Origin of the sequence: Halorubrum ezzemoulense DSM 17463 (assembly GCF_002114285.1) — an archaeon.
Taxonomy (GTDB): domain Archaea; phylum Halobacteriota; class Halobacteria; order Halobacteriales; family Haloferacaceae; genus Halorubrum; species Halorubrum ezzemoulense.
On record NZ_NEDJ01000030.1, the window covers coordinates 1 to 15816 of the forward strand.

Genomic DNA, 15816 nt, shown 5'->3' on the forward strand with positions numbered 1-15816 from the left:
GCGCTGTGCGGGGTGGGACTCGAAGGGGCAGCCGTGAGGGCGCCGTAGGCGATGTAAGCACCGGAACGAGGGAGCGAACGAAGTGAGCGACCGAGTGAGGAGCACAGCGAGCGTACGGCGCCCTCACGGCTGGGGCTTTGGCGGTGGGAACCGGCGATCTGTAGCTGACCGAGCAGAGTTGAGCGGCTTGAGCTTCGGCTGTGTTCGACTCCGCAGTACCGATATGAATGGAACACACACCCGCGTATCGACCGCAACACATTTCACAACCAAGTAATACTACCAAGTTGTATGGACGGATTCAACGGCTTCGCGGACGTGAGCGAGACCGACGTGACGAAGGCGATCGGGAACGAGTGGACCGACGGATTCCTCGATTTCACCGACTCCGAGGTCATCGTCCTCGGCGGCGGCCCCTCCGGACTGATGGCCGCGAAGGAGCTGGCCGAGCGCGGCGTGAAGGTGATGATCGTCGAGAAGAACAACTACCTCGGCGGCGGCTTCTGGCTCGGCGGGTTCCTGATGAACACCGTGACGGTCCGGGACCCCGCCCAGGAGATCCTCGACGACCTCAACGTGGAGTACGAACCGGTCGAGGACGTGGACGGGCTCTACACCGCCGCGGGGCCGGAGGCCTGCTCCGGGCTGATCAAGGCGGCCTGCGACGCCGGCGCGCGCGTCCAGAACATGACCGAGTTCACCGACCTCGTCGTCCGGGACGACCACGAGGTCGGGGGGATCGTGATGAACTGGACGCCGGTCCACGCGCTCCCGCGCGAGATCACCTGCGTCGATCCGATCGCGGTCGAGTCCGACCTCGTCATCGACGCGACCGGCCACGACGCGGTCGCGATCAGCAAGCTCGACGAGCGCGGCGTCCTCTCGGCGCCCGGGATCGAGCACGCGAAGGAGCACAACACCGGCATGGACCAGACGGGCGACGGCGAGTACGGCGCGCCCGGCCACGACTCGCCCGGCCACGACTCGATGTGGGTCGGTGAGAGCGAGGACGCGGTCGTCGAGCACACCGGCGTCGTCCACGACGGCCTGATCGCCTCCGGGATGGCGGTCGCGACCGCCCACGGCCTCCCGCGGATGGGCCCGACGTTCGGCGCGATGCTCGTCTCCGGCAAGCGCGCCGCGCAGTCCGCGCTCGACGAGCTCGGCGTCGACGCGCCCGAGGTGTCGCTGTCGACCGGTAGCGCGCCCGCGCCCGCCGACGACTGAAAATCCGTCACCGCTGACGCTGCGGCGACCGACCCTCCACCGTTCCGATCGCTCGGCGATACGTACTCGACTGCGGAGCGACCGCGAACGCCGGCAGGGCCCCGGTCGCGGGCTCCGTGTCCGGGACCCGCGAGGGGACCGTTCTTCACGAACGTTCACTCGGGAGCGACTCAACCGGGTGCCTTTTTCAGCCGCTACGCCGAACCCGGCGGTATGCGAAACGCCAAGATCGTCTGTACGATCGGTCCCGCCTCGGACGACCGGGACACGATCCGCGGCCTCGCCGACGCGGGGATGTCCGTCGTCCGACTCAACGCCAGCCACGGGACGACCGACCACCGGGAGACGGTGATCGAGCGCGCCCGCGCCGTCGACGACGAGATCGACGACCCGCTCGCGGTGATGGTCGACCTGAAGGGGCCGGAGGTCCGCACCGCCGAGATCGACGACCCGATCGCGCTCGCCGAGGGCTCGGAAGTGAGCTTCCTCGAAGGCGACGACGCGACGCCCGAGCGCGTCGGGCTCACCCACTCGATCGGGGCCGCCGAGCCGGGCGACACGATCCTCCTCGACGACGGCCGGATCGAGTGCCGCGTCGAGCGCGTCGACGGCGAGTCCGTGGTCGCGACGGTCGTCTCGGGCGGCAAGCTCGGCTCCCGGAAGGGCGTGAACCTGCCGGGCGTCGCCATCGACGTGGACCTGATCACCCCGGAAGACGAGGCCGAACTCGACCTCGCGGCCCGGACGAACGCCGACTTCGTGGCGGCCTCGTTCGTGCGCGACGCGGACGACGTGTACCGGATCGCCGACGAGCTGGAGGCGCGCGGCGGCGACGACATCCCGATCGTCGCGAAGATCGAACGCGCCGGGGCGGTCGAGAACCTGGAGGGGATCGTCGACGCCGCCGACGGCGTGATGGTCGCCCGCGGCGACCTCGGCGTCGAGTGCCCGCTTGAGGACGTGCCCGTGATCCAGAAGCGGATCATCCGGACCTGCGTCAACGAGGGCGTCCCCGTCATCACCGCGACGGAGATGCTCGACTCGATGGTCTCCTCGCGGCGGCCGACCCGCGCGGAGGCCTCCGACGTGGCGAACGCCGTCCTCGACGGCACCGACGCCGTGATGCTCTCCGGCGAGACCGCGGTCGGCGAGGACCCGATCAACGTCGTCGACACGATGGACCGGATCGTCCGGCAGGTCGAGTCTAGTGACGAGTACGCGGAGACGCGCGAGCAGCGCGTCCCGACCGCCGAGGAGGGCTCCCGGACGGAGGCGCTGGCGCGGTCGGCGCGCTACCTCGCGCGCGACATCGGCGCCTCCACGGTGGTCGCGGTCTCCGAGTCGGGCTTCACGGCGCGAAAGACCGCGATGTTCCGCCCGGGCGTCCCGGTCGTCGCGACGACGCCGAACGACCGGGTCCGCCGACAGCTCGCCCTCTCGTGGGGAGTCCGACCGGTGTTGACCGAGTACGCCAACGACATGGAGTCGATCCTCGACAACGCGGTCGACGCCGCGCTCGACCGCGGCGGCGCGGCGTCCGGCGACACCCTCGTGGTCCTCTCCGGGATGCTCACCGAGCTGGAGGGGACGAACACGACGAACACCCTGAAGGTCCACGTCGCCGCGGAGACGCTCGTGACCGGCAAAGGGGCCGTGGCCGGCCGCGTGGCCGCCCCGGTCCACCGGACCGAGGACGGCGACCTCGACGCGCTCCCCGAGGACTCCGTGGTCGCGCTGGGGCCCGAGTTCAACGGGGAGTTCGGCGGCGACCTCGACCGGATCGCCGGCATCGTCGACGCCCGCGAGGGGATGACCGGCTACCCCGCCGTCGTCGCCCGCGAGCTGGGCGTCCCGATGGTCTCCGGCGCCGCCCTCCCCGAGTCGGTCGCCGACGGGACCACGGTGACCGTCGACGGCGAGCGCGGCGTCGTCTACGACGGCGACGTGCTCCGCGCGGCCCGCGAGCGGTAAGTACCGGCGACGCCCGCGACGCGACCGCCGCGCTCGGTCCGGGACCGACGCGCCCGCCAGCCATTTATTACGGAGTCGCGTACGAGGTCGTATGAGCGACGAATCCGGCGACGGTGCCCGCGACGGAGACTCGGCCGTCGAGGCCGGCGACGACGCCGTCACCGGCGATCGGAGCCGAGCCAACGACGCGGGCGAGAAGGGCCCGGACGGCGGGACCGAGTGGCGCTTCTCGGTCGACGACGTGGGGCCGGACGGGGTCACCGAGGACACCGCCACCCCGGCGGACGAACCGATTGAGCCGGGCGACATCACCCTCGAACACGCGGCGTTCGTCGTCCTCGGCGTCGCCCTCACCGTCGGCACCTTAGTGGTCGGACTCTGAGTCGGACGCCGCGGGGAGACCGGACGAGGAGCGTCGAGAGCGTCCGAGCGACGAGCGGCGAGACGGCCCGAGGGGAGAGCGTCAACGGCTCGTCGGACGCCGCGCGACCGCGCGCACCACCACTTATCAGGCCGCGGCCGTAGGACCGAACATGAACGCGCTGGCACAGTCCGGACTCCTCTCGCCGGACACCCTCCCCCTCCTGCTGTTGACCGCGGGGCTGCTGCTCTCGATGGCGGAGGCGCTCGCGCCGGGGGCGAACTTCATCGTCGTCGGCATCGCGCTCATCGGCGCCGGGCTCGGCGGGCTGGCGCTGACCTCGCTCGGCGTCGCCGGCGCCCTCCTCACCCTGTTCATGGCGCTGCTGACGCTCGTGTTCGGTGCGGCTGCCTTCTACGCCTACCACGAGTTCGACTTCTACGGCGGGAAGGGGCAACAGCAGACCAGCGACAGCGACTCCCTGAAGGGGAAGACCGGAACCGTCACGGAGCGCGTGACGCCCACGGGCGGCGAGGTGAAACTCGCCGGCGGCGGGTTCAACCCACACTACTCCGCCCGGTCGATGGAGGGGACGATAGACGAGGGCGAGGAGGTGATGGTGGTCGACCCCGGCGGGGGGAACGTCGTCACCGTGGAGTCGATGGGGTACGTCGAGGACGACATCGACCGCGAGCTGGCGGCCGACCGCGCGCGGAAGGCCGCGGCGAGCGAGGCCGAGCGGGAGGCGGACGCGGCCGAAGAGGACGCCGACCCGGAGGCCGAACTCGAACGGGAGTGACGCGGTCGGCGGCGGCGCGTTCGACCGAAAAAGCACTTGTGTGTCGCCCCGGATCGCTTGGGCGTGCCCTCCCCGCTCGCCGTCCTCACGAGTCCGATCGGTAGCGTCCTCGACCGCGTCCGCGACGCGTTCGACTCTCCCCGCGCCGGGACCGTCGCGGTCGCGATGCTGGTCGTCGTCACGATCGGCACCAGTGTCGGAATCATCGCGCTCGGGGCCGTCTTCGACGCGACGGTCGACCAGCAGATCACGGTCGACAACCCGGATCGCCCCTCGGAGTCGACCTGCGAGACCTTCGGCGACGACCCCGACTCCGCGTTCGCAGAGGAGTGTGACGAGCCGAAGCAAATCGAGGTCGACGCGGGCGAGGAACTGAGCGACGCCGCGAACGGCTACATCCACTACGGGCTGCTCGGCGTCCCGATCTGGTGGGTCGCGTTCGCGCTCGCGCTCCACGTCGGGGCGCTCGTCGCGGGCGGCTCCGGCTCCGTCGGCGACTCCTTCGTGATCGCCGGGTGGGCGATCGGGGCTGAACTGCTCCGGCTCGGCGCCGGGATCGTCGCGATCTGGTACACGCTCTCGAACGCGGCGCCCGCGGGGTCGTCGTTCGAGGCGCTCACGACGGACCTCGTCGCCGCGATCACGAGCGCGACGGGGCCGCTGCTGGTCGCGTCCGCGGTAGCGATCGCGATCCAGTGGGTCGTGGTCGTCGGCGGGCTGGAGGCCGTACACGACCTCGACCGCGGCCCCGCGGCGGGAGTGGCGACGTTCTTCGCCGCGATCGCCCTCCTGATCGCGGCGGTCTGAGCGCTCCCAGAGCGGTCGGCCCCGGGCGTCGGTTCGAGCGCTCGGAGCCGCCGATTCGGGAGTTTTTAAGCCGCCGGCGCTCCCCCTCTCGGTATGATCCTGTCCGACGCAGACATCCTCGACCGGCTCGCCGAGGGCGACCTCGCGATCGAGCCGCTCGACGACGTCGACCAGCAGGTCCAGCCCGCCAGCGTGGACCTGCGGCTCGGCGAGCGGTTCCTGGAGTTCCAGCGCACCAACATCCCCTGTATCCACCCGACAGACGCCGGCGAGGTGAGCGAGTACGTCAGCGAGACGACCGTCGCCGAGGGCGACGAGTTCATCCTCCACCCCGGCGACTTCGTCCTCGGGACGACCGCCGAGCGGGTCAGGATTCCGGACGACCTCGTCGCGCACGTCGAGGGGCGCTCTTCGCTCGGGCGACTCGCCATCGTCGTCCACGCCACCGCTGGGCTGTGCGACCCCGGCTACGAGGGGCAGATTACCCTCGAACTCTCGAACCTCGGGACCGCCCCGGTCGCGCTCTCGCCCGGAATGCGCGTCTCGCAGCTCACCTTCACCGAGCTGAAGCGGCCCGCGGACCGGCCGTACGGCGCTGAGCGGGGCTCAAAGTACCAAGGACAGGACGGCCCGCAGGCGTCGCGGATCGGCGACGATCCGGAGTTCGCCAACGATAGCCGCACCGATGAAGCGGCCGGAGGTGACGGGCGATGAGGTTCATCGAGGAGGTCGTCGTCGACGAGTTCCTGCCGACCGTCCGCTCGATGCTCGCGGAGGACCTCCGCGACCGCGGGTTCACCCAGAGCGAGGTCGCCGACGCCCTCGGCATCTCGCAGTCGGCGGTCTCGAAGTACGCCGCCGGCGACGTGGCCAGGCACGAAGACATCGTCGCGGACGAGCGCGTGCGCGACCTCGTCGAGCGCGTCGGCGAGGGGCTCGCGAGCGGCGACCTCACGCCCGTGGCCGCGCTCGTCGAAATCGAGGTGCTGATCCGCCAGCTGGAGGAGGGCGACCTGCTCGCCGACCTCCACGAGGCGGCGATGCCGGGGCTCGCCGACGCCGACGTGGAGTTCTCGGTCCACGACCCGGACAGCGGGCTCCGCGAGCGCGAGCGCGTCCTCACCTCGGTCCGGCGCGGGCTCCGCACCCTGACGAACGCCTCCGGCTTCGCGGGGCTCATCCCGAACGTCGGCGCGAACGTCGCCGAGTGTACCGACGACGCCGCCACGGTCGACGACGTGGCCGCGGTCCCGGGCCGGCTCGTCGACGTGAAGGGCCGCGCGATGGTCCCCGGCGAGCCGGAGTTCGGCGTGAGCGAACACGTCGCGACGGTGCTGCTCGCGGCGCGCGAGGCCGGGTCCGGCGTCCGGGGCGCGGTGAACCTCCGGTACGACCCGGAGACGGTCGCGGCGCTCAGCGAGTCGCACCCGACCGTCGAGTTCGACGCCGAGCGCGAGACCCGCGAGGCGGTCGCCGACGCGGTCGCGGCCGCCAACCGCTCGGCGGACGACGAGGCGGAGACGCTCGTGGCGTACCAGACCGGCGCGGTCGGCGTCGAACCGATCGTGTACGTCCTCGCGCCGACCGCTGCCGAGGCGGCGCGGATCGTCCGCGGCCTGCTGTGACGCGGGGCAGGTCGTCCGCGACCGACCGTGACCCCGTCACAGGCGACGGGTTTTAGACCGGACCGTCCAAATTCACGGGCGTGACACGGACACGGCGGTCCGGGATGCGGACGCGCTCCTTCTAGCGGCGGGCGGACCCGTCGCGGCGGCGACGGCCGGTAGCGCGGCCGACGCCGGCGCGGCGGCGAATCCCGCCGCCCTTCCGCAGCGCCCGGACCGTCGACCCGGCCGCGGTGTGACCAGTTCCCGAGCCGGCCGCGACGGCCCAGAACCAGCGGGCTTTAGACCCGATCGACCGACATACGACATACACACACCACATGAGCCACGACGACTTCCCCACGGCCGACCCGGCGGTGGTGACCTGTGGGCTGCCGTACGCCAACGGCGACCTCCACATCGGTCACCTCCGCACCTACGTCGGCGGCGACGTGTACAGCCGCGCGCTCGAACGACTCGGGCAGGAGACCGCGTTCGTCTCCGGCTCCGACATGCACGGCACGCCGGTCGCGGTCAACGCCGAGCAGGAGGGCGTCTCCCCGGAGGCATTCGCGCTCGACTGGCACGAGCGCTACGCGGAGACGTTCCCGAAGTTCAACGTCGAGTTCGACAACTACGGCCACACCCACGACGAGACGAACACGGCGGTGACTCAGGAGCTCGTCCGCGACCTCGACGAGGCGGGCCACCTCTACGAGAAGGAGATCATGGTCGCGTACGACCCCGTCGACGACCAGTACCTCCCGGACCGCTACGTCGAGGGGACCTGCCCCTACTGCGGCGCGCACGCCCGCGGCGACGAGTGCGACGAGGGGTGCCAGCGCCACCTCGAACCCGGCGAGGTCGAGGACCCCGAGTCGACGATCACCGGCAACCCCGCGGAGTACCGCGAGCGCACCCACAAGTTCTTCGCGGTCTCGGAGTTCGCCGACTACCTCTCCGACTTTCTCGACCGGCTGGAGGGCACCTCGAACGCCCGCAACCAGCCTCGCGAGTGGATCGAGCAGGGGCTCCAGGACTGGTGTATTACCCGCGACATGGACTGGGGGATCGACCTGCCCGGCGAGAACCCGCAGGACCTCGTCCTCTACGTCTGGGTCGACGCCCCGATCGAGTACATCTCCTCGACGAAGCAGTACTCCGAGCGCGTCGGCGCGGACGCGTTCGACTGGGAGGCGGCCTGGAAGGAGGGCGCCAGCGACGACCACCCCGAGGGCGGCGAGATCGTCCACGTGATCGGCCGCGACATCATCCAGCACCACACGATATTCTGGCCCGCGATGCTGGAGGCGACCGACCACGCGGAGCCGCGCGCGGTGATGGCGAGCGGGTTCGTCACCCTCGACGGGAAGGGGTTCTCGACCAGCCGCGACCGCGCGGTCTGGGCCGACGAGTACCTCAACGAGGGGTTCCACCCGGACCCGCTGCGCTACTACCTCGCCACCAACGGCGGGTTCCAGCAGGACGTGGACTTCTCGTGGGAGAAGTTCGCCGAGCGCGTCAACACCGAGCTCGTGGGGACCGTCGGCAACTTCCTCTACCGCTCGCTGCTGTTCGCCCACCGCAACTTCGAGGGCGGCCCCGACGCCGACGCCCCGAGCGACGACGTGGCGGCGCGGATCGACGAGGCGGTCGACGACGTGGCCGCCGCGGTCAACGACTACTCCGTGCGGGCGCTGGGCGACGCGGTCACCGACCTCGCGCGGTACGGCAACGAGTACATCCAGCGCAACGAGCCGTGGAAGCTCGTCGACGAGGCCCCCGACGAGGCGGAACAGGTCATCTACGACTGCGTCGCGCTCGCGAAGGCGATCGGGGTCCTCTTCGAGCCGCTGGGCCCCGAGAAGAGCGAACGACTCTGGGAGCAGCTCGGCGAGCCCGGCTCCGTCCACGAGACCACCGTCGAGGCGGCACGGGAGGGCCCGGCGGGCGACCTGAGCGAGCCGACTGAGCTGTTCGAACAGATCGAAGACGAGCGCGTCGAGGCGCTCAACGAGAAGCTCGAAGCGCGCGTCGCCGAGGCGGAAGCGGACGACGGCGACGAGGCGGAAGCGGACGACGGCGACGAGGAGCGCGACGACGGCGCGGACGCGACCGACGACGACGGAACCGACGCGAACGCCGACGAAGCCGACGCCGACGACACCGACATGACCGACATCGAACCCCTCAGCGACGACCGCATCAGCTTCGACGACTTCCAAGAACTGGACATCCGCGTCGGGCGGATCGAGGACGCGGTCGGGATCGACGGCGCCGACGAGCTGCTGAAGCTCACCGTCGACCTCGGCGCGGAGACCCGGACGATCGTTGCGGGGCTCAAGCAGCTCCACGACGTCGACGACCTGCCCGACACGAAGGTGATCGTGCTCGCGAACATGGAGAAGGCGGAGCTGTTCGGCGTCGAGTCCAACGGGATGGTCCTCGCGGCCGGCGAGGAGGCCGACCTCCTCACCACCTACGAGGGCGCCGGACCGGGCACGAAGGTGAAGTGAGGCGACGGACCGGCCGGCGCAGCGCCGCTCAGGCGTCGAGCACTTCTATCAGGTTCCCCTCGGGGTCCCTGACGAACAGGACGGTGGTCCCGCTCTCGGTGGGCCGAGGCGGGCTCAGCGTCTCCACGTCGTCCGCGAGGCCGTCGTAGAACGCCTCCACGTCGTCGACGGAGAGGCCGAGGTGCGTCGCCCCGGGACGGTTCAGCTCCGGTGGGTCGGGGCTCTCCTCGCCGACCGGCTCGTATTCGACGAGCTCGACTATCGAGCCGCCGGCGTCGAGGTGGGCGAACTCGGCCGACGCGTCCTCGACGGCGACCGCCTCGGCGAAGGCGTCGCCGCCGACCGCGAACTCGGCGACGAGGTCGAGGCCGAACGTCTCGGCGTAGAAGTCGACGGCGCGGTCCAAGTTGGCGACGGTGATCCCGACGTGGTGGGCGGTTGGGTCGGACACGGGTAGGCGCTCGGCCGGCGCCGGGGAAACCGTGTCGCCTCAGAGCCCGAACAGGCGAGCGACGAGGCCGGCGAGGACGACCAGCGCGCCGAGAACGAACGTCCCCGGGAGCGGGAGAACGAACAGGAGCGCGCCGACCAGTATCAGGAGCGTCGAGGTCCGCATCACCGTCGTTTCGGCGTCGCGACCAATATACCTTCGGACGAGCGACCCCCTGGGACCGAAACGACCATTCCGCCGCCGGCCGACCCTCCGGTATGCACGTGGTCGTCAACGCGGCCCAGAGCGTCGACGGGAAGCTCGCCACCCGCCGCCGGGAACAGCTCCGGATCTCCGGCCCGGAAGACTTCGACCGGGTCGACCGGGTCAGGGCGGCCGCGGACGCGGTGCTCGTGGGCGTCGGCACCGTCCTCGCGGACGATCCGCACCTCACCCTCGACGAGGAGGACCGTCGCGTGGGGCGGCTCCAGAACGGGCGACCGGGCGACCCCGCGCGCGTCGTGGTGGACTCGACCGGGCGGACGCCGACCGACGCCCGAATCTTAGACGACGCGGCGACGACGTACCTCCTCGTCTCGGCCGCGACCGACCGCGACCGGCGGAGCGAGCTCGCCGACGCCGGCGCGGAGGTGATCGTCGCCGGCGAGGAGCGCGTCGACGTCGCCGAAGGGGTCGAGAAGCTCGCGGACCGCGGCGTCGAGCGCCTGATGGTCGAGGGGGGCGGCGAGGTGATCTTCTCGTGTTTCGAGGCCGGGATCGTCGACGAGCTCCACGTCTACGTCGGCTCGTTCGTGATCGGCGGCCGCGACGCGCCCACGCTGGCGGACGGGGCGGGCTTCACCGAGGAGTTCCCCGAGCTCACGCTCGTCGAGACGGAGCGGTTCGACGACGGGATCGTCCTCTCGTACGAGGTCGGCGGTGGCGGCGGCGAGTCGTGAGCAGGGGGACGCGAGGCGAGTCGTGAGCAGGGGGACGCGGCCCGGGGCGTGTGAACGGTAACCACGAAATCGCGGAGTACACGCGCCGTGCCACCGGTGTACACGAAAATCACCGAAGTATTTATATGCCGTCCGCAGGTAGTTGCGGGTACCAGAACGCCTCTGGCGCTGGTGGAATCGCACGCTGAAATGAACGGGAGTTCTTGCAGACGGCCCGACGCACCACAGCGAGCGTCCGCTATCGCCGGAGCGGTGATGGAGAGATAACAAATGGTAACGAAAGAAGAAGTCATCGAGCAGTACGACGTGGAACCGATGGACGAGGCGGACAACGTGGACCTTTCTGAGGACGACTTGGACAACGGCTCCAAGGGGCAGCTCATCAAACGCGCCGGGCAGCTGCGAGACCGACGCAACGAGCTGAACCAGATGGCGTCCGAGCGCGCCTCCAAGCGCGACGACCTCAACGCGAAGACGCGAGAGAAGGTCGACGAGGCCCAGGAACACCGCGAACAGCGCGACGAGCTCAACGAGCAGGTCCAAGAGCACAAGGACAAGCGCAACGAGCTCAACGCCGAGGCCAACGAGCTGTTCGACGAGGTCGAGGAGCTCAAACAGGACCTCGAACTCGGCTCCGGCAAGTCCATCGAGGAGCTCGAAGAGGAGATCGAGGACCTCGAGTTCCGCCAGCAGACCGAAGTGCTCGACGCCGAAGACGAGCGCGAGCTCATCGAGAAGATCGACGACAAACGCGAGAAGCTCGCCGAAAAGAAAGAGAAGGTCGACGACACGAGCGAGCTCGACGACCTCGTCGAGGAGGCCGAGGAGGTCCGCTCCGAGGCGTCCCAGCACCACCAGAAGGTGACGGAGCTCGCGGACAAGGCCCAGGAACACCACAACCAGATGATCGAGGCCTACCGCGAGGCCGACGACATCCGCGACGAGGCCGACGAGATGCACGAGCTGTTCGTCGAGGCCCAGGAGGCGGCCGACCGCCACCACGAGGACTTCGTCCGCGTCCAGAAGCGCCTGCGCGAGCTCGACAAGAAGGAGGAAGAAGAGCGGGAGGACGAGCGCGCCGAGAAGCGCGAAGAGGAGAAGGAAGAGGCCGAGGAGATCTATCAGAAGTTCAAGGAGGGCGAGACGCTCGACACCGAGGACCTGATGAAGCTCCAGAAGACCGGCCTCCTGTAAGCCGGGCGACGCGACCTTTCTGCGGTTCTTCTGCGACGCGCCGAGCGACGGGTCCGTCGCCCGCCACGCGCAGGTCGTCGGGGGTCCGCCGAGGATTGGCGATCCCGACCGAACGGCTCGGCTCGACGCCGTTCAGTCGGTGCGCGTCGGCTCGTCCTCGGCGACGAAGCGGTCGTACGCAGATGTGAACTCCGCGTCCGCCTCGGTCGCGTCCTCCCACGCGGTGAGGCCCCGCTCCGCGGCCGTTCCCGGGATCGAGTTGTCGAGGAGGAACGCCACGACCCCGCCGACCGCCATCCCCGTCGACCCGATGACGTAGACCGTGTTCGCGACCACGTCGGCCCCGAGGAGCGGGCCGAACAGGAAGACCTCGACCAGCCCCTGCTGGAGGGCGTCCGCGCCCCCGACGCTCCGCATGTACTTCGGGACGGCCAGTCCGGTGAACATCGCGATACCGACGACGAAGATGTTGCGCGAGGAGTCGAGGTCGACGTACTTGAGGTTCGAGAGCCCGACGCCGACGATCTGGGCGAACATGGCGATGTAGAGTCCGCCGATGATCGGGCTCGGGACGGTGGCGACGAGCTGGCCGAAGTAGCCGACGAACCCGACGAGGATCATGAGCGCGGCGCCGATCTGGACGACGTACCGCGAGGCCACGCCGGTGAGACCGATGGCGCCGACGTTCTCGGAGTAGGAGGTCGACCCGCCGGTCCCCATCACCCCGGAGAAGACGTTCATCAGCCCCTCCATCCCGATCCCGTGCGTCATCCGCTCGCTGCTGGGGGCGCCCATGCCGGAGAGCCGGGCGACGGCGTGGTAATCGCCGATGGACTCGACGATCGAGGCGGCGACGCCGGCGAGCATCCCGATGACGAACGCCGGCGTGACGCTCGGCACGCCCCACTGAAGCGGGTAGATGAGGTGAACTGGGTCGGCGGCAGCGACGCTCGCCAAGTCGACGTAACCCGGCGTCTCCGGTCCGAAGACGCCGAGGACCGAGAGGGACGCCGCGAGTACCCACGCGACGACGATGCCGAGGAGAACCGGAAACAGCTGGAACAGCTTGGACCGCGCGCCGAGGTACTGCGAGAACAGGACGATGGCGACCAGCGTCAGGCCGACGAGCCACCAGTTCTGATCGGCCGTGGTGATCTCGGGGGCGTTGAACAGGGAGAGACCGATGAGGACGATGACCGGGGCGATGACGACCGGCGAGAGACCCTTCCGCAGTCGACCGACGAGGCCGAAGTAGCCGACCGCGACCTCGGCGAGCGCGGCGACGATGATCGCGCCCTGAAGCTGTAACAGGGCGGCCCGCCAGGCCTCGATGCCGGCCGGCGGGTTCGCCGTCACGACGCCGATGACCGCGAGCGCGGGCGCGAGCATCGAGAACGGCGCGCCCTGAACGATCGGGTAGCGGTTGCCGAACGTCGTCTGCGCGAGCGTCGCGATCCCCGACACGACGAAGAACGTGCCGACGAAGCGGGGGATGACCGACTCCGGCATGCCCATCGCGCCGGCGAGGATGAGGGGCACGGCGATGTTCGCCCCGACCATCGTGAGGTAGTGTTGCGCGCCCAGCAGAAGCGACCTCCCGAGCGGTGGTCTGTCGTCGATGCCATACCGAACGAACGCGTCGTCGTCCTCGTTCCCTCCCATTCCTGTGGCGTTCATCGACGCAGGGGTACAAAAATTCGGCCCTTGGCGGGCGCGGGTCGGCCCGTTGGGAGGTACGGTGCTGTGCCGCGGTAGCTCCGCGACGCGCGTCGGCCGGCGACAGTATATATAAACGGTCCCGCGCCCAACCGACGGTATGGACGACGCGCCGGCGAACGGACGGAAGGGATTGCTCGCGGCCGCCGCGGTGGGCGCGGCGACGACGATCGCGGGCCGAGCGGTGCTCTCGCGGCTCACCGGCGGGCGGTGCGGTGACGCCGACGAGTACAACGCCGCGAAGGTGACCGTGGCGGGGCCGATCAGGCGAAGTCAAGGGCGACCCTCGCCGCTTTCGGGCCCCGGCGGCGCGACCGCCGACGACGTGGTCGAGCAGATCGAGGCGGCCGACGACGACGAGGACGTCGAGGCGCTGCTCGTCGAGCTCAATACGCCCGGCGGCGAGGTCGTCCCGAGCGACGACATCCGGCGGGCCGCCGCCGCCTTCGACGGGCCGACCGTGGCGTACGCGACCGACACCTGCGCCTCCGGGGGGTACTGGATCGCGAGCGGCTGCGACGAGCTGTGGGCACGCGACGCCAGCCTCGTCGGCTCCATCGGCGTCGTCGGCTCCCGACCGAACGCGAAGGGGCTCGCCGACAAGCTGGGGATCTCCTACGAGCAGTTCACCGCCGGGGAGTACAAGGACGCCGGCGTCCCGCTGAAGGAGATCGAGGAGGAGGAACGCGAGTATCTCCAAGGGATCATCGACGGCTACTACGAGCAGTTCGTCGAGACCGTGAGCGAGGGGCGCGACATGGACCCCGAAGAGATCCGGGAGACCGAGGCGCGCGTGTACCTCGGCGACGACGCCGCGGAGATCGGGCTCGTCGACGAACTCGGGACCGAGGACGACGTGGAGGACCGGCTCGCGGAGCTGATCGGCGCGGAGCCGGAAGTGCGCGAGTTCACGCCGGAGCGCGGACTGGCGGAGCGGCTCGGTATCGGCGCCGAGCGGGTCGCGTTCGCCGCCGGGAGCGGCGTCGCGGACGCCTTCGTCGACGACGGCGGCGACATCGACGTGGAGTTCCGCTAGCGACGGGGAGGATTTTTGTCCGGTCGCGGTGTGAGTCGACACGTGACGACGCTGGTCATCTGCGTCGACCGCTCCGGGGCGCTCGGCCGCGCCACCAACGTCCCGATGCCGGTCGCCGGCTGGGAGGCCGTCCGGTCGCTGGTCACGGACGCCGGGCTGGACGACCCCGAGGGCGCCAGCCTGAACTGCCTGCTGGAGTCGCTTCGCGTCGCGCGCGACCTCAGGGACGAGCGCGAGGAGTCGGTGGTGGCGGTCGTCTCCGCCGAGAGCGACACGGCGGTCGGCGCCGACCGCTCTATCGCCTCCCAGCTCGACGACCTCGTGGAGCGGTACGACCCGCGGGCCGCGATCGTCGTCGTCGACTCCGCCGAGGACGAGCGCGTCCTCCCGGTCGTGGAGTCGCGGGTCCCCGTCGACTCCGTCGACCGCGTCGTCGTCCGGCAGGCCCGCGACATCGAGTCCACCTACTACCTCCTCAAGCAGTTCCTCGCCGACGAGCAGCTGCGGTCGACGGTGTTGGTCCCCGTCGGGGTCGCGCTGCTCCTCGTGCCCGCGCTGTTCGCCTGGTTCTCCGCGGGCGAAGCGGTCGCGGGCGTCGCCGGGCTGCTCGGCGCCGCGCTGCTATACAAGGGGCTCGCGATCGACCGGCTGATGGCGGGAATGCCCGAGCGCGTCCGCGAGGCGCTGTACGCCGGACAGGTGTCGGTCGTGACGTACGTCGTCGCCGGGGGGCTCGCCCTGGTCGGCGGCTTCTTCGGCTTCCTCGCCGCCTCGGAGCTGGCCCCCGGATCGCCCCGGCTCGTCGAGGTCGTGGAGTTCACCTTCGTCGCGGTCCCGTGGTTCGCGGTCGCCGGCGTGACCGCGGCCGTCGGGCGGCTGCTCGATGAGCTGATCCGCGACGAGGGGATCCGGACGCCGTACCTCAACCTCCCGTTCGTCATCGCCGCGGTGGCCCTCGTCGTCCGCGGGTTCGCGGGCTACTTCCTCGCCCAGGAGGCGATCCGGCAGCCGCTGTCGGCGTACGGGATGGCGATGACCCCGGTCCAGCAGCTGGCGGCGTTCATCGTCGGCGGAATCGTCGTGTCGCTCGTCGGCGTCAAGGTCGCCAGCGACGTCGGCACCGAGACCCTCGAAGACGTCATCGACGCGGACCGGGACGCCGAGGGGCAGCGCGAGTAGACGGCCGGACGAGACGT

The 15816-nt window shown here is 70.3% G+C and carries 15 protein-coding genes; 12 read left to right on the forward strand and 3 right to left on the reverse strand.

Features of this window, described 5'->3' with window-relative positions; translation table 11 throughout:
* Positions 1-291 precede the first annotated feature (291 nt).
* The 8 genes from B9H04_RS09695 (at position 292) to metG (ending at position 9285) form a co-directional block, all read left to right on the forward strand.
* Positions 292-1227, forward strand: coding sequence for a sulfide-dependent adenosine diphosphate thiazole synthase (locus B9H04_RS09695; protein ID WP_049932447.1), 936 nt, complete (start codon positions 292-294; stop codon positions 1225-1227).
* Between the two features lie 213 nt (positions 1228-1440).
* Positions 1441-3198 carry a pyruvate kinase gene (gene pyk / locus B9H04_RS09700; protein ID WP_049932445.1) on the forward strand — a complete coding sequence of 586 codons (1758 nt, stop codon included), beginning with the start codon at positions 1441-1443 and terminating at the stop codon, positions 3196-3198.
* 91 nt (positions 3199-3289) lie between these two features.
* Positions 3290-3580, forward strand: a complete 291-nt coding sequence (locus B9H04_RS09705; protein ID WP_049932443.1) for a DUF7312 domain-containing protein — start codon at positions 3290-3292, stop codon at positions 3578-3580.
* Between the two features lie 151 nt (positions 3581-3731).
* Positions 3732-4358, forward strand: coding sequence for an NfeD family protein (locus tag B9H04_RS09710; protein ID WP_049932441.1), 627 nt, complete (start codon positions 3732-3734; stop codon positions 4356-4358).
* Positions 4359-4421: 63 nt separating this feature from the next.
* The gene (locus B9H04_RS09715; RefSeq protein WP_049932439.1) at positions 4422-5165 is read left to right on the forward strand and encodes a YIP1 family protein; all 744 of its coding nucleotides are present in this window, start codon (positions 4422-4424) and stop codon (positions 5163-5165) included.
* 93 nt (positions 5166-5258) lie between these two features.
* Positions 5259-5879: a dCTP deaminase gene (dcd, locus tag B9H04_RS09720; protein ID WP_049932438.1), complete on the forward strand. Its 621-nt coding sequence runs from the start codon at positions 5259-5261 to the stop codon at positions 5877-5879.
* Positions 5876-6790 carry a thiamine-phosphate synthase family protein gene (locus B9H04_RS09725; RefSeq protein WP_049932436.1) on the forward strand — a complete coding sequence of 305 codons (915 nt, stop codon included), beginning with the start codon at positions 5876-5878 and terminating at the stop codon, positions 6788-6790. Before dcd ends, B9H04_RS09725 begins: the two co-directional genes overlap by 4 nt.
* 320 nt (positions 6791-7110) lie before the next feature.
* Entirely contained in the window at positions 7111-9285 is a 2175-nt protein-coding gene (gene metG / locus B9H04_RS09730) for a methionine--tRNA ligase (protein WP_049932434.1), read from the forward strand.
* Positions 9286-9313: 28 nt separating this feature from the next.
* On the opposite strand, the gene B9H04_RS09735 is transcribed toward metG, so the two are convergent.
* The gene (locus B9H04_RS09735; RefSeq protein WP_049932432.1) at positions 9314-9736 is read right to left on the reverse strand and encodes a VOC family protein; all 423 of its coding nucleotides are present in this window, start codon (positions 9734-9736) and stop codon (positions 9314-9316) included.
* Between the two features lie 39 nt (positions 9737-9775).
* On the reverse strand, positions 9776-9901 hold the full coding sequence (locus B9H04_RS19440; RefSeq protein WP_254921775.1) for a hypothetical protein: 126 nt from the start codon (positions 9899-9901) through the stop codon (positions 9776-9778).
* A gap of 92 nt (positions 9902-9993) precedes the next feature.
* On the opposite strand from B9H04_RS19440, the gene B9H04_RS09740 reads away from it, so the two are divergent.
* Together B9H04_RS09740 and B9H04_RS09745 are read left to right on the forward strand one after the other, a co-directional pair.
* Positions 9994-10674, forward strand: a complete 681-nt coding sequence (locus tag B9H04_RS09740) for a 2,5-diamino-6-(ribosylamino)-4(3H)-pyrimidinone 5'-phosphate reductase (protein WP_049932430.1) — start codon at positions 9994-9996, stop codon at positions 10672-10674.
* Positions 10675-10944: 270 nt separating this feature from the next.
* A complete protein-coding gene (locus tag B9H04_RS09745) occupies positions 10945-11868 on the forward strand; it encodes a coiled-coil protein (protein WP_049932428.1) in 924 nt (307 codons plus the stop codon).
* Positions 11869-12000: 132 nt separating this feature from the next.
* Here the strand turns inward: B9H04_RS09745 and B9H04_RS09750 are convergent, their stop codons facing one another.
* Positions 12001-13530 (reverse strand): uracil-xanthine permease family protein, encoded by a 1530-nt coding sequence (locus tag B9H04_RS09750; RefSeq protein ID WP_049932425.1) that lies wholly within the window; start codon positions 13528-13530, stop codon positions 12001-12003.
* Positions 13531-13684: 154 nt separating this feature from the next.
* Between B9H04_RS09750 and sppA the strand changes: the two genes are divergently transcribed.
* A complete protein-coding gene (gene sppA, locus B9H04_RS09755) occupies positions 13685-14620 on the forward strand; it encodes a signal peptide peptidase SppA (RefSeq protein ID WP_085682655.1) in 936 nt (311 codons plus the stop codon).
* A gap of 42 nt (positions 14621-14662) precedes the next feature.
* Positions 14663-15799, forward strand: a complete 1137-nt coding sequence (locus tag B9H04_RS09760; RefSeq protein ID WP_085682656.1) for a DUF373 family protein — start codon at positions 14663-14665, stop codon at positions 15797-15799.
* The last annotated feature ends 17 nt before the right edge of the window (positions 15800-15816 follow it).